The 17,701-nt window shown below is 72.0% G+C and carries 16 protein-coding genes; 10 read left to right on the forward strand and 6 right to left on the reverse strand.

The genetic code is table 11. The features are described 5' to 3' along the window. The 5 genes from ACLJT4_RS05970 to ACLJT4_RS05990 all read left to right on the forward strand — a co-directional run bounded on the left by ACLJT4_RS05970 (position 1) and on the right by ACLJT4_RS05990 (position 4,133). The gene (locus tag ACLJT4_RS05970) at positions 1-1,092 is read left to right on the forward strand and encodes an acyl-CoA dehydrogenase family protein (RefSeq protein ID WP_411121310.1); all 1,092 of its coding nucleotides are present in this window, start codon (positions 1-3) and stop codon (positions 1,090-1,092) included. Then, positions 1,089-1,523: a MaoC family dehydratase gene (locus ACLJT4_RS05975; protein WP_233661459.1), complete on the forward strand. Its 435-nt coding sequence runs from the start codon at positions 1,089-1,091 to the stop codon at positions 1,521-1,523. Before ACLJT4_RS05970 ends, ACLJT4_RS05975 begins: the two co-directional genes overlap by 4 nt. Further along, entirely contained in the window at positions 1,520-2,686 is a 1,167-nt protein-coding gene (locus ACLJT4_RS05980; protein ID WP_411121311.1) for a lipid-transfer protein, read from the forward strand. Before ACLJT4_RS05975 ends, ACLJT4_RS05980 begins: the two co-directional genes overlap by 4 nt. Positions 2,687-2,846: 160 nt before the next feature. Then, positions 2,847-3,398, forward strand: a complete 552-nt coding sequence (locus ACLJT4_RS05985) for a SigE family RNA polymerase sigma factor (RefSeq protein ID WP_411121312.1) — start codon at positions 2,847-2,849, stop codon at positions 3,396-3,398. Between the two features lie 156 nt (positions 3,399-3,554). Further along, entirely contained in the window at positions 3,555-4,133 is a 579-nt protein-coding gene (locus ACLJT4_RS05990; protein WP_411121313.1) for a Uma2 family endonuclease, read from the forward strand. A 72-nt stretch (positions 4,134-4,205) separates the two neighbouring features. Here the strand turns inward: ACLJT4_RS05990 and ACLJT4_RS05995 are convergent, their stop codons facing one another. Further along, positions 4,206-4,697, reverse strand: a complete 492-nt coding sequence (locus ACLJT4_RS05995; protein ID WP_411121314.1) for a MarR family winged helix-turn-helix transcriptional regulator — start codon at positions 4,695-4,697, stop codon at positions 4,206-4,208. Positions 4,698-4,800: 103 nt separating this feature from the next. Between ACLJT4_RS05995 and ACLJT4_RS06000 the strand changes: the two genes are divergently transcribed. Next, complete coding sequence (locus tag ACLJT4_RS06000) at positions 4,801-5,547, forward strand: dienelactone hydrolase family protein (RefSeq protein WP_411121687.1); 747 nt, start codon at positions 4,801-4,803, stop codon at positions 5,545-5,547. Between the two features lie 10 nt (positions 5,548-5,557). On the opposite strand, the gene ACLJT4_RS06005 is transcribed toward ACLJT4_RS06000, so the two are convergent. Both ACLJT4_RS06005 and ACLJT4_RS06010 read right to left on the reverse strand, forming a co-directional pair. Continuing rightward, the gene (locus tag ACLJT4_RS06005) at positions 5,558-6,277 is read right to left on the reverse strand and encodes a two-component system response regulator (RefSeq protein ID WP_411121315.1); all 720 of its coding nucleotides are present in this window, start codon (positions 6,275-6,277) and stop codon (positions 5,558-5,560) included. Further along, on the reverse strand, positions 6,274-10,677 hold the full coding sequence (locus ACLJT4_RS06010; RefSeq protein WP_411121316.1) for a HAMP domain-containing protein: 4,404 nt from the start codon (positions 10,675-10,677) through the stop codon (positions 6,274-6,276). Before ACLJT4_RS06010 ends, ACLJT4_RS06005 begins: the two co-directional genes overlap by 4 nt. 229 nt (positions 10,678-10,906) lie before the next feature. Here ACLJT4_RS06010 and ACLJT4_RS06015 point away from each other — a divergent pair, with 229 nt between their 5' ends. Continuing rightward, entirely contained in the window at positions 10,907-12,802 is a 1,896-nt protein-coding gene (locus ACLJT4_RS06015) for a SpoIIE family protein phosphatase (RefSeq protein WP_411121317.1), read from the forward strand. 31 nt (positions 12,803-12,833) lie between these two features. Here ACLJT4_RS06015 and ACLJT4_RS06020 read toward each other — a convergent pair whose 3' ends face one another. The 3 genes from ACLJT4_RS06020 to ACLJT4_RS06030 form a co-directional block, all read right to left on the reverse strand. Further along, the gene (locus ACLJT4_RS06020; protein ID WP_411121318.1) at positions 12,834-13,037 is read right to left on the reverse strand and encodes a hypothetical protein; all 204 of its coding nucleotides are present in this window, start codon (positions 13,035-13,037) and stop codon (positions 12,834-12,836) included. A gap of 361 nt (positions 13,038-13,398) precedes the next feature. Continuing rightward, a complete protein-coding gene (locus ACLJT4_RS06025; protein ID WP_233661465.1) occupies positions 13,399-13,596 on the reverse strand; it encodes a DUF397 domain-containing protein in 198 nt (65 codons plus the stop codon). 8 nt (positions 13,597-13,604) lie between these two features. Continuing rightward, positions 13,605-14,459, reverse strand: a complete 855-nt coding sequence (locus ACLJT4_RS06030; RefSeq protein WP_411121319.1) for a helix-turn-helix domain-containing protein — start codon at positions 14,457-14,459, stop codon at positions 13,605-13,607. A gap of 241 nt (positions 14,460-14,700) precedes the next feature. On the opposite strand from ACLJT4_RS06030, the gene ACLJT4_RS06035 reads away from it, so the two are divergent. From ACLJT4_RS06035 to ACLJT4_RS06045, 3 genes are all read left to right on the forward strand, one after another. Next, positions 14,701-15,198 carry an ATP-binding protein gene (locus tag ACLJT4_RS06035; RefSeq protein WP_411121320.1) on the forward strand — a complete coding sequence of 166 codons (498 nt, stop codon included), beginning with the start codon at positions 14,701-14,703 and terminating at the stop codon, positions 15,196-15,198. Between the two features lie 185 nt (positions 15,199-15,383). Continuing rightward, a complete protein-coding gene (locus ACLJT4_RS06040) occupies positions 15,384-15,872 on the forward strand; it encodes a carboxymuconolactone decarboxylase family protein (protein ID WP_411121321.1) in 489 nt (162 codons plus the stop codon). 138 nt (positions 15,873-16,010) lie between these two features. Next, the gene (locus ACLJT4_RS06045) at positions 16,011-17,663 is read left to right on the forward strand and encodes a long-chain fatty acid--CoA ligase (protein ID WP_411121322.1); all 1,653 of its coding nucleotides are present in this window, start codon (positions 16,011-16,013) and stop codon (positions 17,661-17,663) included. The last annotated feature ends 38 nt before the right edge of the window (positions 17,664-17,701 follow it).

Below are 17,701 nucleotides of genomic sequence, written 5' to 3' on the forward strand. Positions count from 1 at the left end.
GTGGACTTCACACCCACCGAGGAGCAGCGCGCCGCGGGCGACCTGGCGGCGGAGATCTTCGGCGACCTGTCCACCCCCGAGCGGCTGGCCGCCCTGGGCGCGGCCACCGACGCCGACCTGTGGAAGGCGCTGTGCGCCGCCGGGCTACCGGGCGCGGTGGCGGAGACCGGGCTGCTGGGCCTGGTGCTGATGCTGGAGGAGCAGGGCCGCACGACCGCCCAGGTGCCGTTCGCGGCCAGTTGCGCGTACGGGCTGCTGGGCGTCGGCGCGCACGGCAGCGACGCGCAGCGGGCCCGGTTGCTGCCGGGGCTGACGGACGGCACGGAGGTGGCGACCGGGGCGTTCGCGCGGGGCGGGGCCCGGCCGGTCACCGTCGACGGGGCGGCCGGCTCCGGACGGGCCCGACTCATCGGCACGGTGGCCGTCGTCCCCTGGCTGTGCGAGGCCACCGTGCTGCTGGTGCCGGACGCGCAGCGCCGGCTGTGGCTCGTGCGGACCGACGAACCCGGGGTCGGCGTCGAGCCGGTGGCGACGACCGCGCCCTGGTCCGCGGGCCGGCTGACGCTGGAGGGCGCCGCCGCCGAACCGCTCGGCGGCCCGCCCGCGCCCGGCGACGCCCATGACCGCCCCCCGCACCGCGCCCACGACGACGTGCTCGCCGTCGCCCGGACCGCCTTCGCCGGCCTTCAGGCGGGCGTGTGCGCCGGCGCGCTGGCCCGGGCGGTCGCGCACACCACCGTCCGGGAGCAGTTCGGCCGCCCGCTCGCCACCCACCAGGCGGTCCAACTGCGCGCCGCCGAGGCGTACATGGACACCGAGGCGATCCGGGTCACCGCCTACGAGGCGGCCTGGCGCCCGGACGCCGGCCTGGAGAACGCGACGCACGCGCTGACGGCCGCCTGGTGGGCCTCCGAGGCCGGCAAGCGGGTGGTGCACACCGGCCAGCACCTGCACGGCGGCATCGGCGCCGACCTCGACCACCCGGTGCACCGGCACTTCCTCTGGGGCCGGCAGCTCGACGCCTACCTGGGCGCCGGCGCCGCACTCCTCGAAGAGCTGGGCGCGTTGCTGACGAAGGAGTCGCAGGCATGACCACCGACGCCGCCCGGGACGCGGACGGGACCACCGCGCCCCACCCGGGCCAGGAACTCGCGCCCCTCACCCTCCCCGTCACCCGCACCCTGATCGTCGCCGGGGCGCTGGCCTCGCGCGACTACCAGGACGTGCACCACGACGCCGAGGCGGCGCGGGAGAAGGGCTCCCCGGACGTCTTCATGAACATCCTCACCACCAACGGCCTCGTCGGCCGCTACCTCACCGACCGCTTCGGACCCCGGTGCGTCCTGCGTCGGCTCGCCATCCGGCTCGGCGCCCCCAACTACCCAGGAGACACGATGGTGTTGAGCGGGACGGTCACCGCCGTCGACGGGGACGTGGTCGAGGTGCGGGTCGTGGGGGCCAACGGCCTCGGCCACCACGTCACCGGGACCGCCACCGTCCAGCTGGGGACGGCCGCCCGATGACCCGCCACCGCCCCGACGCCCTCGGCGGCCGGGCCGCGGTCGCCGGCATCGGCGCCACCGAGTTCTCCAAGGACTCCGGCCGCAGCGAACTCAAGCTCGCCGTCGAGGCCGTGCACGCCGCCCTCGCCGACGCCGGACTCACCCCGGACGACGTGGACGGCCTGGTCACGTTCACCATGGACACCAACCCGGAGATCACCGTCGCCCAGGCGGCCGGCATCGGTGAGCTGACCTTCTTCTCCCGGGTCCACTACGGCGGCGGCGCGGCCTGCGCCACCGTTCAGCAGGCGGCCCTGGCGGTCGCCACCGGGCTCGCCGACGTCGTGGTCTGCTACCGCGCCTTCAACGAACGCTCCGGCCGCCGTTTCGGCGCCGGCGTGCAGCAGCGCGAACCGTCCGCCGAGGGCACCGCGCTCGGCTGGAACCTCCCCTTCGGCCTGCTCACCCCGGCCTCCTGGGTCGCCATGGCCGCTCAGCGCTACCTGCACGCCTACGGACTGACCCCGGACGCCTTCGGCCACGTCGCGGTCACCGACCGCCGGCACGCCGCCCGCAACCCGGCCGCGTACTTCCACGGCAAGCCGATCACACTGGCCGACCACGCCGCGTCCCGCTGGATCGTCGAACCGCTGCGGCTGCTGGACTGCTGCCAGGAGACCGACGGCGCCCAGGCACTGGTGGTCACCTCCGTCGAGCGGGCCCGCGACCTGCCGCACCCACCCGCGCTGATCACCGCCGCCGCCCAGGGCGCCGGCCGCGCCCAGGAGCAGATGACCAGCTTCTACCGCGACGACCTCACCGGACTGCCCGAGATGGACGTGGTCGCCCGCCAGCTGTGGCGCACCTCCGGCCTCGCCCCGGCCGACATCGACGTCGCCATCCTCTACGACCACTTCACGCCCTTCGTCCTCATGCAGCTGGAGGAGTTCGGCTTCTGCGGACGCGGCGAGGCCGCCGACTTCGTCGCCGCCGACACGCTCCCCCTGAACACCCACGGCGGCCAGCTCGGCGAGGCGTACCTGCACGGCATGAACGGCATCGCCGAGGCCGTGCGCCAGCTCCGCGGCAGCAGCGTCAACCAGGCCGGCACGCCCGCCCACGTCCTGGTCACGGCCGGAACCGGAGTGCCGACGTCGGGGTTGGTGCTGGGGCGGGCGGGGTAGCCCGGTGGGCGTCGGGCGCCCGGCCCGCCCCTAGGGGAGCGCCCGGCGCGGTCCCCCCTGAGGAGGTCCGGCGGACCCCACCCCTACAACTTGAGGGGGACGCGGCTTCGGCACCTTGGGCCGACGCCCACGCCCCACCGCCGCTTCTAGCGTGGGACGCATGACCACGTCAGTGTGCACAAGCGCCTCGACGCCCGCGACGTTCCCGTCGTTCGCGTCCTACGTACGGGCCCGGGGGCCGGTCCTGCTGCGCGCCGCGCGGTCCCTGTCCTCGAACCCGAACGACGCCGAGGACCTCCTGCAGACCGCGCTGACCAAGACGTACGTGGCCTGGGAACGGATCGAGGACCACCGTGCGCTCGACGGCTACGTGCGGCGCGCGCTGATCAACACCCGCACCTCCGAGTGGCGCAAGCGCAAGGTCGAGGAGTTCGCCTGCGACGAGCTGCCCGAGCCGGACCCGGTGCCCGCGCCGGACCCGGCCGAACTCCAGGGCCTGCGCGACGCGATGTGGCGCGCGATCATGCGGCTGCCGGCGCGGCAGCGCGCGATGGTCGTTCTCAGGTACTACGAGGACCTCAGCGAGGCCCGGACCGCCGAGGTCATGGAGGTCTCGATCGGCACGGTCAAGAGCGCCGTCTCGCGCGCCCTGGCCAAGCTCAGGGAGGACCCGGAGCTGGCGGGCCTGGGCCTGAGCCGGATCGCCGCCTGACGGCCGGCGCACGCGACGGGGCGGGCCCGGGGGGACGCGTGGTCGGGGGCCGTGGGACCGTGCGGGCGGGGAGCCGCGGAGGCGGACGGCTTCGGGAGCGAGGCGTGCGCGTCGGGCCCGGTGGCCGGTCCGGCCGGTCACGTACGTTGGACCCGGGTGCCTCTCTTCCTCTCCGTGGAGCACATGATGAATCGACAGCACTTCGAGCTGCTCGAACGGGCCCGCCGCGCTCTGCCCGAGGGCTTCAAGACCGAACTGTCCGGCGACCTCATCGTGGTGCAGGCATCTCCTTCGGCCATGCATCAGCTGAACCTGAGCAAGATCCACGGTCAGTTCGACGCACACGTTCCAGAGGGGTACGTCTTCACCGGCAACACGGACCTGGTGTCTCCGCAGACGGCGAAGGTCCGCAACCCGGACCTGACGTACCTGCCCGAGGAGGCCATGACCACCACGGACAGCAGCGTCGCCGCCGAGCTGGCGCTGATCGCCGTGGAGGTCGTCTCCCCTTCGAACCCGGAGAACGACTGGGTCGGCAAGCTCCGTGACTACCCCCTGATGGGCGTTCCGCTCTACCTCGTCGTCGATGCGCGGCAAAAGGTGGTGACGCTGTTCAGCGAGGTGGGGAACGGTCGCTACCGGCTTCGTGAGGACGCCGACTTCGGCGAGGGCGTGCACATCCCCGAGCCCTTCGCGTTCGTCTTCGACACCGGTGTGCTCCGTCCCTACGGCTGAGCGGTTCGCGACGTTCCGTGTCAACGGGTGGTGGTCGAGGGCGAGTCGGGGCGCGGTTCGGTCCGGGGGCCGTCAGGGCGTCCGGGTGTGGTGGTCCAGCAGGCGGGTGAGCAGCTCGACGAGTTGGTCGCGTTCGGGCGGGTCCAGGGGGGCGAGCAGTTCGTCGTGGAGGTCGTCCAGGAGCGCGTCGAGGCGGCGCAGGCGGCGGCGGCCTCGGGGCGAGAGGGTGATGAGGTTGCGGCGCTGGTCGTCGGGGTCCGGCGTGCGCTCCACGAGGTCGCGGGCGACCAGTTCGTTGATCACGCCGACCATGTCGCTGCGGTAGATGCCGGTGCGCCGGCTCAGCGCCGCCTGGCTGGCGGGCCCGTACTCCAGTAGGGAGGCGAGCACCGCGTAGTGCCACTTGCGGGCGTCGACCCGGGCCAGTCCGTCGTTGATCAGCCGGTCCGACCGCACGGTGAGTTGGGACAGCAGCCGGCTGGTCCGGCGGCGCAGCCGCTCGGGCGTGCGGGGCGTGCTGTCGTCGGGCAGGTCCGCGGCTTCGGCTCTGGTCACGGGGCTCATCCTAGCCATTGCGTTAGTGGGACTAACGCTATACGTTCGGTCCGCGCCGGCGGCGTTGGGCGACCAACGGCAGCGGGCGCACCCACAGGAAGGACCATCCGCCATTCCCACCACGACGTTGCAGATTCCCACCCCGGACGGCCGGGCCGACGCCTTCGCCGCCTTCCCCGACGGCGGCGGCCGGCACCCGGGGGTGCTGATGTACGGGGACGCCTTCGGCATCCGGCCGGTGCTGCGGGAGATGGCCCGCGAACTGGCCGGGCACGGCTACTACGTGCTCGTCCCCAACGTCTTCTACCGGCACGGCCCGACCCCGGTGGTCGAGCTTCCCGCGCACATCGGGGAGGCGGCCCGGACCGCGGCCGTCGCCCAGCTGATGCCGCTGATCCACGCGCACACCGCCGCACGCACCCTGAGCGACGCCGACGCCTTCCTCACCTTCCTCGCCGCCCGGCCCGAGGTCGGCGCCGGCCCGGTCGCGGTGACCGGCTACTGCATAGGCGGCCTGCTGGCCTTGCGCACCGCCGCGGCCCACCCCGGCCGGGTGGCCGCCGTCGCCGGGTTCCACGGCCCCGTGCCGGCCGACGGGCCCGACGGCCGGCACGGCCTCCTGTCCGGGCTCACCGCCGAAGTCCACCTCGGCCACGCTGCGACCGACGTGACGCCCGAGGACCTCGACGCGCTCAACGGGGCCCTGGACGCCGCGGGGGTCCGCCACACCTCCGAGATCTACCCCGACACCGTCCACGGCTTCACCATGGCCGACACCGACGCCTTCAGCGCCGACGGACTGAAGCGGCACTGGGACCGCTTGCTCCCCCTGCTGAAGCGCACCCTGGCAAGCGGCTGAGACGCCCGTCCTACGCCTCCCGGCCCGCCATCAGCCGTTCCACCGCCTCCTCCAGGGCCACGATGCGGTCGGCGAGCCCGGCGGCTTCGAGGTCCCGGGCGTCGCGCAGGAGCAGTTCGATCTGGACGAGGCGGCTGGCGATGTCCGACAGGCGGGCCTCGTCGCCGGCCGTGGGCGCCGCGGCGGGCTCCCGTGCGCCGGGCTCCGACGCGGGGGGTGCCGGCCGGTGCGGGGCGGGCTCGCGGTCGGGTCGGCGGGGTTCGGCGGCCGGCGGGGCCTCGCCGGGACCGGTCAGCAGGCGTTTCAACTGGTCGGCCTGGGAGGCGAGTTGGTGGTTCTTGCGGTACAGGTCGAGGAAGACGTTGACCTTGGTGCGCAGCAGCCACGGGTCGAAGGGTTTGATGAGGAAGTCGGCGGCGCCGACCGTGTAGCCGCGGTAGGCGTAGTTCGGGTCGACCGCGGCGCCGGTCAGCAGGATGATCGGGACGTCCTTCGTCTGGTCCAGGCCCTTGATGTTGGCCGCGGTCTCGAAGCCGTTCATGCCCGGCATCAGCACGTCGATGAGGACGACCGCGAACTCCTCGCGGAGCATGGCCTTCAGGGCTTCCTCGCCGGAGCGGGCGCGGACGACCTTCGGGGTCAGGGAGCTGAGGACCGCTTCGAGGGCGACCAGGTTCTCCTCCATGTCGTCGACGATGAGGATGGGCGCGGTGTCGGGTGGGGGTGTCATGGCTGCGGCCCTGCCGTTCCCTCGTCGGAGGTGTCGTCCGTGCTGGCGTCTGGGGTGGTGTCTGGGGCGTCGTCGGGGGCGGTGGCCGGGCCGTCGTCGGGGGTGACGTCCGGGCACCCGGCGGCCTTCCTGGTCTCCGGGTCGAGGAGTTGGCAGATGACCCCGAGCAGGCGGTCCACGTCGACCGGTTTGGGGATGTAGTCGTCGGCGCCGCTCTCGATGGTCTTCTCGCGGTCGCCGGGCATGGCCTTGGCGGTGAGCGCGACGATCGGGAGGTCGGCGAAGCGGGGCGTGTGGCGGATGGCCCGGATCATTTCGTAGCCGTCCATCTCCGGCATCATGATGTCCATCAGGACGAGGGAGACGTCCGGGGTCCGGTCGAGGACCTCCAGTCCCTCGCGGCCGTTCTCGGCGTATTTGACGTTGATGCCGACCCGGCCCAGGACGTGGGTGAGCGCGAAGACGTTGCGGATGTCGTCGTCGACGATGAGGATCCGGCGCTCGGCGAGGATCCGCCCGGGGCGTCCGCTGAGCCAGTCCTTCAGGCGGGTCGCCTCGGGCCAGGTCACGTCGCCGCTGTCGCCGGGGCGCAGGCTCGCGTGCGCGGCGGTGCCCTCCCGGGCGGGGAAGACGTCGCCGGGGGACGGGGCGGTGGCGGCCGGTCGGGCGGTGAGCTGTTCGGCCAGGACCGGGTGGGCGGCCGGGCCCGTCGGGGCCGGGGGCGCGGCGCCCAGGGCTGGCGTCTCGCCGGTGACGGTGGGCCCGCCGCCGTCCGGGGGAACGAGGGCGGTGGGCCCGCCGCCGGTGCCCGGCGCTGCGCCGGAGGCCGGGGTCGCGGACGGCCCGGTGTAGTGGGCGGGGACGTAGAGGGTGAAGGTGGAGCCGACGTCCACCTGGCTCTCGGCCTTGATCCGGCCGCCGAGCAGGGCGGCCATGTCGCGGCTGATGGACAGGCCGAGGCCGGTGCCGCCGTACTTGCGGTTGGTGGTGCCGTCGGACTGCTGGAACGCCTCGAAGATCCCGTCGAGCTTCTCCGGCGGGATGCCGATGCCGGTGTCCTTGACGGACAGGGCGATGACGGCGTCGGCGGTGCGCAGGGACGCCTCGTCGAACTGGCTGCACGCGGGGCCGGGGACGCGTTCCACGAGGAGTTCCACGCCGCCGGTGGAGGTGAACTTCACCGCGTTGGACAGCAGGTTGCGCAGGATCTGCTGGAGGCGCTGTTCGTCGGAGAAGAGTTCCGCGGGGACGTCGTCGCCGACCCGGACGTCGAAGCTCAGCCCGCGGTCGACGGTGAGCGGACGGAACGTGGCCCGTACGTAGTCGAGGAGCTTCTTCAGCGGCAGGGCCTTGGGGTGGACGTCCATCCGGCCGGCCTCGATCTTCGACAGGTCGAGGATGTCGTTGATGAGTTGCAGCAGGTCGGAGCCGGCACGGTGGATGGTGACGGCGAACTCCACCTCCTGCGGGCCGAGGTGCTTCTCGGGGTTGTCGGCCAGCAGGCGGGAGAGGACGAGCAGGGAGTTCAGCGGGGTGCGCAGCTCGTGCGACATGTTCGCCAGGAACTCCGACTTGTACTGGGAGGAGGTGGCGAGCAGTGCGGCCTTCTCCTCCAACTCGGCGTTGGTGAGCTGGAGTTCGTCGGAGCGCTGGCGGAGTTCGGCGGTCAGCCGCTGGGATTCCGAAAGCAGCGACTCCGTGCGGGAGTTGGCGATGATGGTGTTGATGGAGACGCCGATGGTGTTGACGAACTGGTCGATGAAGGCGAGGTGGACGTCGCTGAAGCGGCTGAAGGAGGCCAGCTCGATCACGCCGAGGACGTGGTCCTCGAAGAGGATCGGCAGGATGACGACGCTGGCGGGGGCGGCGGCGCCGAGCCCGGAGCTGATGGTGAGGTAGTCGCTGGGGACGGCCTCGACGAGGATGCGTTTCTTCTCCGTCGCGGCCTGGGTGATCAGGCCCCAGCCGGGACTGCCCATCCGCAGCCGGGGCAGCGCGCTGCGGCCTTCGGGGCGGCCGGTGCCGTAGCCGGCGATCAGCTCCAGGCCCTCGCCCGGTGCGGCTCCCGCCTCGGCCAGGAAGAACGCCCCGAACTGGGCGTTCACCAGCGGGGTCAGCTCGCGCAGGATCAGGTCGGCGACCTCGACCAGGTCGCGGTGGCCCTGCATCAGGCCGGCGATGCGGGTCAGGTTGGACTCCAGCCAGTCCTTGGCGCGGGTGGTCTCGCGGAGGTTGGCGACCATGAGGTTGATGTTGTTCTTCAGGGCGGCGACCTCGCCCTGGGCGTCGACGGTGATCGAGCCGGACATGTCGCCCTGGGTGACCGCGCTGGTCACCGCGGCGATCGCGCGCACCTGCGTGGTGAGGTTGAGCGCCAGCTCGTTGACGCTGGTGGTGAGCTGCTTCCAGGTGCCGTAGACGCCCTCGACCCGTGCCTGGCCGCCGAGTTGGCCCTCGCTGCCGACCTCGCGGGCCACCCGGGTGACCTCGGAGGCGAACGAGGAGAGGGTGTCGACCATGGTGTTGATGGTCGTCTTGAGTTCGAGGATCTCGCCGCGGGCGTCGACGTCGATCTTCTTGGAGAGGTCGCCGCGGGCCACCGACGTCGCGACCTCGGCGATGTTGCGGACCTGGGACGTCAGGTTGTCCGCCATGGAGTTGACGTTGTCGGTGAGGTTCTTCCAGACGCCGGAGACGCCGTGCACCTGGGCGCGCCCGCCGAGCCGGCCCTCGGTGCCGACCTCGCGGGCGACGCGGGTGACCTCGTCGGCGAACGCCCGCAACTGCTTCACCATGGTGTTCACGGTGTCCTTCAGCTCCAGGATCTCGCCGCGGGCGTCCACGTCGATCTTCTTGGTCAGGTCGCCGTTGGCGACGGCGGTGGTGACCTGGGCGATGTTGCGGACCTGCGAGGTGAGGTTCAGGGCCATGGAGTTGACGTTGTCGGTGAGCTCCTTCCAGACCCCGGAGACGCCCCGGACCTGCGCCTGACCGCCGAGGTTGCCCTCGGTGCCGACCTCGCGGGCGACGCGGGTGACCTCGTCGGCGAAGGCGGAGAGCTGGTCGACCATGGTGTTGATCGTCGACTTCAGTTCGAGGATCTCGCCCTTCGCCTCGACGGTGATCTTCCTGCCGAGGTCGCCCTCGGCGACGGCGGTGGCGACCAGCGCGATGTTGCGGACCTGCGTGGTGAGGTTGTCCGCCATGAAGTTGACGCTCTCGGTGAGGTCCTTCCAGACGCCGGAGACGCCGCGGACCTGGGCGCGGCCGCCGAGCTGGCCCTCGGTGCCGACTTCCCGGGCGACGCGGGTGACCTCGTCGGCGAAGGCGGAGAGCTGGTCGACCATGGTGTTGATGGTCGACTTCAGTTCGAGGATCTCGCCGCGGGCGTCCACGGTGATCTTCTGGCTGAGGTCGCCGTTGGCGACGGCGGTGGTGACCTGGGCGATGTTGCGGACCTGCCAGGTCAGGTTGGACGCCATGAGGTTGACGTTGTCGGTGAGGTCCTTCCAGACGCCGGAGACGCCGCGGACCTGGGCGCGGCCGCCGAGCTGGCCCTCGGTGCCGACCTCGCGGGCGACGCGGGTGACCTCGTCGGCGAACGCCCGCAGCTGGTCGACCATGGTGTTGACGGTCAGCTTCAGCTCCAGCAGCTCGCCGGTGGCCTCGACCGTGACCTGCTGGGTCAGGTCGCCGCCGGCCACCGCGGTGGTCACCACCGCGATGTCGCGGACCTGGGCGGTCAGCCGGGACGCCATGGTGTTGACCGCCTCGGTCACGTGCAGCCAGTCGCCGGCCAGGCCCTGCACCTTGGCCCGGCCGCCGAGCCGGCCCTCGGTGCCGACCTCGCGGGCGACCCGGGTGACCTCGCCGGTGAACAGCGAGAGCTGGTCGACCACGCGGTTGACGCAGCTGCCCAGGCGGCGCAGGTCGCCGCGGAGCTGGCGGCTGCCGTCGTGCAGGTCGACGTGGCGGGTCAGGTCGCCGTCGGCGATCGAGTCCAGTACCCGGGTGGCCTTGGCGACGGGGGTGACCAGCGTCTCCAGGACCGCGTTGGCGGCCTCCACGTTGGTGGACCAGCCGCCCTGTCCGGGGCTGGCGCTGAGCCGTTCGTCCAGCCGGCCCTCGCGGATGACCTCGCGGCGCAGTCGCGCCAGCTCGGTGGCCAGGTGGGCGTTGCGGGCGACGATCTGGGCGAAGACGTCGGTCATGTCGGCCAGCACGCCGTCGGCCGGCGGATCGCCCTGGGCGTGTTCGACCCGGGCGGTGAAGTCACCGTCGCGTAGGGCGTTCATGGCGGCCAGCAGGGGGCGCAGCTCGCTGGTGCGCACCCACTGGCCGTCGGGGCGGGGGTCCGGGGGTGACGCCGCGGACTCGGGCCGGGTCGGGTCGGGCGCCATGGCACACCATCCCCCCAGTGATCGAGACCGAACTTGAACCGAACGGGTACCGGGCCGGCCGGCTGGTGCAGCGCCGTTCGGCCCGTACCGGGCGGGGCGGTCCGGGGCTGGTCCGGGCCCGTCCCGGCAGGGTTCCGGAAGAGGCCCGGAACTGATCGAATTGGGCAGATATGTCATAGTATAAAGCGCCCGTAATGAGTTACTTTTCCAGGTTTCAGCAGGGGGCGCAGTGACGTCGCTGTCCCCGCGGACGACGGCCCCGCAGGAGACCGAAACGGTGTCCCGCACCGGACTGCCGGCGAACCAGCTGGCCGCCGCCGGGGCCCGCAGGTTCGTGCGCACCCTGCTGACCGAACGGGCCGCCGCCCCGGACGCCGCCCCCGGCGCCGCGGCGATCACCCCGGACCTCATCGACCAGGCCGTCCTCCTGGTCAGCGAGCTGGTCACCAACGCCGTGATGTACGCCGGCACCGACATCGACGTCGTCTGCCGGCTGGAGTACGGGCGCAAGCCAGCGGACGGCGACGCGCGCCGCCCGGCCGCGGCCCGCACCGCCGACCGCCCCGGCCCGGCCACCGTCGCCGTCGTCCTGGAGGTCTCCGACCGCCACCCCTCCCGCGTGGTGCGCGGCGGGGTGGACGCCCGCAGCGGGGAGCCCGGCTTCGGCCTCCAGCTGGTCAGCGCGCTCGCCGAGTCCTGGGGGGTGACCTACCGCAAGTCCACCAAGACGGTCTGGTTCCGCCTGGAGGCCACCGAGGGCGAGCCGGGCGCCCCACCGGCGGGCCCGGCCCGGCATCCGCACGGCGCCGCGACCCCGGTCCGGGTGCCGCCCGGGCACGGTGGCCGCCCGCCGCACGGCGACGCCGCCGAATGGGTGGACCGCGGCGGACCCTCGTTCCTCGCCGAGACCAGCGAACTCCTGGCCGGCCAACTCGACCAGGACATGGTCACCGCGCTCGCCGCGCAGCTGCTGGTGCCGCGCCTCGCCGACTGGTGCGCGATCTGGCTGAGCGTCGAGGGCGGCCGGATGGCCCTCTCCCGGGTCTGGCACGTCGACGAGCGGCGGATCGGACCGCTCCGCACCGACCTGGAGCGCGAACCGCCCACCGACGTCGCCGGCGCCGGTGGCACCCCGTGGCCCTGGCCGGAATGCGCCGGCGCGTCCCCGTCGGGCGGGTCGGCGCTGGCCTTCCCCCTGGTGGCCCGCGGTGAGCTCCAGGGCGTCCTGCTGCTGGGGCGGGCCGGCAAGCTGACCATGACCGACACCGTCGTCCGCATGGTGGAGGACGTCGCCCGCCGGGTCGCCCAGGCCGTCCACACCGCCCGCCAGTACACCCGGCAGACCACCATCAGCCTGGCCCTCCAACGCCGCCAGCTGCCCGCTTCACTGGCCAGCATCCCCGGCGTGGACACCGCGATCGTCTACGAACCGCACGGCGAGGGACAGACCGTCGGCGGCGACTTCTACGACGTCTTCCCCATGGGCGACCGCCGCTGGTGCTTCCTCCTGGGGGACGTCCAGGGCAAGGACCCCGAGGCGATGTCGGTGACCGGGCTGGCCCGCCACCTGGTGCGCCTGCTGGCCCGCGAGGGGCACGGCGTCGAATCGGTCCTCGGGCGACTGAACCTCGCCATGGCCGAGGAGAGCGCGGAGGCGGTGGAGGTCGGCGGGGAGCGGGCCGAATCCCGTTTCCTGAGCCTGCTCTACGGGGAACTGGCCGTCGACCCCGGCGTCCCCGGCGCCCGCTGCACGGTCGCCAGCGCCGGCCACCCGCCGCCGCTGCACCTGTTCACCGACGGCGTCGTGGAGCCGGCCTCCGACCCGCAGATGCTGCTCGGCATCGACGAGGGCACCGAGTTCCACGCCAGCACCTTCGCCCTCGCGCCCGGCGAGACGCTGCTCTGCGTCACCGACGGGGTCACCGAACGCCGCTGCGGCGACTGGCAGTTGGACGACAACGACGGCCTGGTCGAGGTGTTGCGGGACGGCCTCGGCCTGGGCGCCAAGGCCCTGGCGGAACACATCCGCCGAGCCGCCCACGACTTCGGCACCGGCCCGGTGGAGGACGACCTCTCGGTACTCGTCCTCCAGGCGGTCATGCTGGCGCGCGGCCCGATGGGGTGATCGTGGCCCGGGGAGGGGTGTTCGGCGGTGCTCAGTGCCGGAGCGCCGCGCCGGGGCCGGAAGGGTGCGGGATTTCGCGCAGGTGGTGCCGGAGAAGCACGTTTGCGTCGGACACCGCGCTCAAGTCGCCGCGTCGGTAGGCGTCGGCGCGCTCCTGGGCGAGTTCGTGGCATCGGGCGCAGTCGGGATGCGGCTGAGGTTCGGCCGGCCAGTTGGAGGGCGGCGTGTAGAGCATGGGAGACCTCCTGGTGCGGCGGCCTGGTGGGGCCAGGCAAGGTTGTCCCCCATTGGGCCTGGTGGCTACCTGCCAGTTGCTCTGGCCGCCCTGCTGTCGTAGCGCCATAGTTGCCCCTGCCCGGTCAGGGAAGGCGGGCAGGGGCAACCGTGAGTACTCTCCCAACGTGCATGTGCCCAGGGAGAGTTGCGTGCATCCTGAGTACGGTCGGCCGCGGGGCCGCCTCGACCAGGCAACACATGGTGACCGTAGCGCTACGCAAGGCGAGGTGGCAAGTATGCCCCGGGGCATATATGTCGCGCGACAGACGCAACCATGCCCCCGTCCAGCTGGACGGGGGCATGGTTGCGCCGGTAGATGGTTAGCTGGCGAAGTGGTCGAACTCCCCGGCCTTCACGCCGGCGATGAACGCCTTGAGCTTCGCTGGGGTGGTCCGCACGATGACGTCGGGGTCGTCGCTTTCGCGCAGCAGGATCTCACCGTCGACCGCGGCGGTTTCGATGCACTGCTCGCCACCGCCGCCGGAGAAACTCGACTTTTGCCACATGATCTCGCTCATTCCCTGACTCACAGTTCTCTTGCGATGTGGTGGATGAAACTCTGCGACTCTTCGGGTGAGAGTGCCGTTTGCTCGGCGAATCCGAGCAGTGTTCGGTAGCGGTCGAGGTCGGCTGCCGCGTCGAGGAATCGGCCCCCGAACGGGGTGTCGATGTGGACGGTGTCGAGCTGTGGTGTGACGCCGCTCGCGTACATCACGGTCTGCGTGACCTCGACGAAGTCCTCGCTGGTGAAGGGGATGACGCGCAGGGTGAGTCCAGGGCGCTCGGACGTCGACAAGAGGTATTCGAGCTGTGCTCGTGCGACTTTCCGCCCGCCCACGCGCATGCGTAGCGCGGCCTCGTGGACGATTGCTTCGAACTGTGGGGCACTCTCACGTTCGAGGATCGCCCGTCGTTCCATCCTGTGCTCGACCCGCGCCTGTATCTCATCTTCGGGGAGTTGTGGAATGACTCCGGCGAACAGCGCGTGCGCGTACTCCTCGGTCTGGAGAACTCCTGGGAACGTCACGGGCTGGAGGCAGCGCAACCGCGTTGCGTGGTGCTCCAATTCTGCGATGTCGAGGAACCCGGGCGCGAGGATTCCTCGGTATCCGTCCCACCAGTTCTGACCTCGGCGCTCGCGCGCTATCGCGCACAGGGCGTCGACGAACGCATCGTCGTCGCAGGCGTAGAAGGTCGCCAGTCGCCGGATGCGATCCTCGCTGACGCCGACCCGACCCGCTTCTATGTGCGAAATCTTGGCTTGGTCGGTCGACACCATCCCGGCCGCCTCGCGGGCAGTCTTCCCCGCGCGCTCGCGCAGCTTGCGCAACTCCGCGCCCAGTCTGGCTTGTCGGGCCGTTGGATTGTCCCTCGGCGGCATGTCACCTTCCCCTGCTCGCGCTCAGTCTCCCGCGTAACGGTGTCACGGGTCCACCCAGTCTGGCGAACCTTAAGGAACAATCTTGCCCCGGGGCATGTATGCCCCTATGGTCCTCGCAACGGCGCATCGCCTGCCGAGAAGACCCGAAGTGCAGTCACCCGCAAGCCCCTTGGGCGCCCGCGGGTGGGCCAGGCCACGGACGGCAGCGGCGGCGCTCTCGTTCTCGTGAGGAGACACGACCATGAGCACGGTTGACGAAGAACCCGTTCCCCGGCCGCACCACCCCGCCCGAGAGTCGTACCGCTTCAGCGTCCCGAGCGGTTCCGCCGCCCCCAAGGTCGCGCGGGAAATGGTCGCGAGGCTGCTGGTTCTCACCGGACACGCCCTCGCGTCCGAGACGGCGCGCCTGCTCGTCTCGGAGTTGGTCACCAACACCCATCTGCACACCCGCACCCGCACGATCCACCTCGACGTCTTACTCGGTCCGGCCCGCGTCAACGTCAGCGTCTGGGACGCCAGTCCCGAACTGCGTCCCGCGTTCCGAGGTGGCCGCGACGGCGCCGAGTCGGGGCGGGGGCTGTGCCTCGTCGCCGCCTTGGCGTCGGGGTGGGGCGTCGTGTGGCCCACCGGTTCCGACGGCTGGAAGCGCGTGTGGTTCGCGTTGGACGAAGGCCGTGCGGGGACTGGTACGCCCGGCCGCACCCACGCTGCCGGGCGGCCCGCGGAGGGGGCCGAGTGACCGCTGCCCACCCCGTCGGATGGGGGTCGTCAGCCAGGCGCGGCACGGACAGGGTCGAAGTTTCCGCAGGTCAGGAGGGTGTCGGAAAAACTTCCGGCAATCCCGTCACATCCGCTGGCGCCCATCCGTCGGGGCTGTGAAGACGCCGACAGGCCGAACGGGCCGAACCCAAGGAGCACACCGCCATGACGAAGACCCCCCTCTCCCGGATGCCCAACCCGGCTGCACTCGTGCCCGAGATGAACGACGTCAGCGCCGCCCTCTTCCGGGCCACCGGCAACCAGTCGGTGCCGCGCACCACGATCAACCTCGTCCACCTGCGCGCCGGCCAGATCGTCAACAACACCTACCTGACCGTCCTGAACACCAGCTTCCTGCGGAAGGCGGGGGAGTCCGAGGAGCGGATCACCGCCGTCTCCTCCTGGCCGGACGCGCCGTACTTCACCGACGCCGAACGCGCCGCCCTCGCGCTGGTGGAGGCCACCCTCCAGCCCGCCCCGCACGGCACGGAACGCGTCTCCGACGCGCTGTACGCCGAGGTGGCGCAGCACTACGACCCGAAGGCGCTGGCCACCCTCACCCTCGCGATCGGCCAGATCAACTTCTTCATCGCGGTGGCCGTCATCGGCAAGCCGCAGCCGGTCGGCTCCCTCGCGGAAGCGCAGTGGGACTGACGTCCGCGGCAGGTCAGCGCCTTCCCGGCCGTTTCCGGTCCGAGGGAAAAGAACACGCCAGCAACGCGTGACATACCACCCGGTACGCATCGACAATCGCAGCACCACTACCCGCCCGTAACAAAGCGGAGGCACCCGGTGCTCAGCACGATGCAGGACGTACCGCTCACGGTCTCGCGAATCCTCACCCATGGGTCGACGGTCCACGGAAAGGCCCAGGTCATCACCTGGACCGGCGAGGCAGAGCCGCACCGCCGCACCTTCGCCGAGATCGGCCGCCGGGCCGCGCGGCTCGCGCACGCGCTCCGCGACACCCTCGGGGTGGGTGCCGCGGAGCGCGTCGGCACGCTCATGTGGAACAACAGCGAACACATGGAGGCGTACCTCGGCATCCCCTCCATGGGGGCGGTGCTGCACACGCTCAACCTGCGGCTGCCCGCCGAACAGCTGGCCTGGATCGTCAACCACGCCGAGGACCGCGTGATCCTCGTCAACGGCACCCTGATCCCGTTGCTGGCCCCCCTGCTGTCGCAGCTGCCCACGGTGGCGCACGTGGTCGTCGTCGGCCCCGGCGACCGCGCCCCGCTGGCCGGCGGCCACGCCCAGGTCCACGACTACGAGGAGCTGCTCGCCGGCCGGCCGGAGCACTACGACTGGCCGCAGGTCGACGAGCGGACGGCCGCCGCGCTCTGCTACACCTCCGGCACGACCGGCGAGCCCAAGGGCGTGGTCTACAGCCACCGTTCCCTCTACCTGCACTCGCTCCAGGTCAACACCGCCGAGGCGTTCGCCCTCGCCTCGCGGGACATCGCGCTGCCGGTGGTGCCGATGTTCCACGTCAACGCCTGGGGCCTGCCACACGCCGCGTTCATGGCCGGCGCCTCGCTGCTGATGCCGGACCGGTTCCTCCAGCCCGCCCCGCTCGCCGAGATGATCGAGACGATCCGGCCCACCATCGGCGCCGCGGTCCCGACCATCTGGCAGGGCCTGCTGGCCGAACTCGACGCCCACAAGCGCGACGTGGCCTGTCTGCACACCGTCGTCATCGGCGGCTCGGCCTGTCCGCCCGCCCTGATGCGGGGCTTCGAGGAGCGGCACGGCATCCGCGTGGTGCACGCCTGGGGGATGACCGAGACCTCGCCGCTGGGCTGCGTCTCGCACCCGCCGGCCGGGGTGAGCGACGAGGAGGAGTGGGCCTACCGCGCCACCCAGGGCCGCTTCCCGGCCTCCGTCGAGGCCCGGCTGATCGGCCCGGCCGGCGAGGAACTGCCCTGGAACGGCACCGCAGCGGGCGAACTCGAAGTGCGCGGCCCCTGGATCGCGGGCGCGTACTACGGCGGCGCGCAGGGCGGAGCGCTCCGCCCGGAGGACAAGTTCAGCCCCGACGGCTGGCTGCGCACCGGTGACGTCGGCACCATCACCCCGGACGGCTACCTCACCCTGACCGACCGGGCCAAGGACGTCATCAAGTCGGGCGGCGAGTGGATCTCCTCGGTCGAGCTGGAGAACCACCTGATGGCGCACCCGGGCGTCGCCGAGGCCGCGGTGGTGGCCGTCCCCGACGAGAAGTGGGGCGAACGGCCGCTGGCGACGGTGGTGCTGACCGACGGGGCCGCCCTGACCTACGAGGAGCTGCGGGCCTTCCTCGGCGAGCGGATCGCCCGCTGGCAGCTCCCGGAGCGCTGGGCGGTGATCCCGTCCGTCCCGAAGACGAGCGTCGGCAAGTTCGACAAGAAGGTGCTCCGCCGCCAGTACGCCGACGGGGAACTGAACGTCACCCTGCTGGCCTGACCACCCTCGGGGCCCGCCGGACGCTTCCGGCGGGCCCG

This window comes from Streptomyces sp. x-19, assembly GCF_046549115.1.
Lineage (GTDB): Bacteria > Actinomycetota > Actinomycetes > Streptomycetales > Streptomycetaceae > Streptomyces > Streptomyces albulus_C.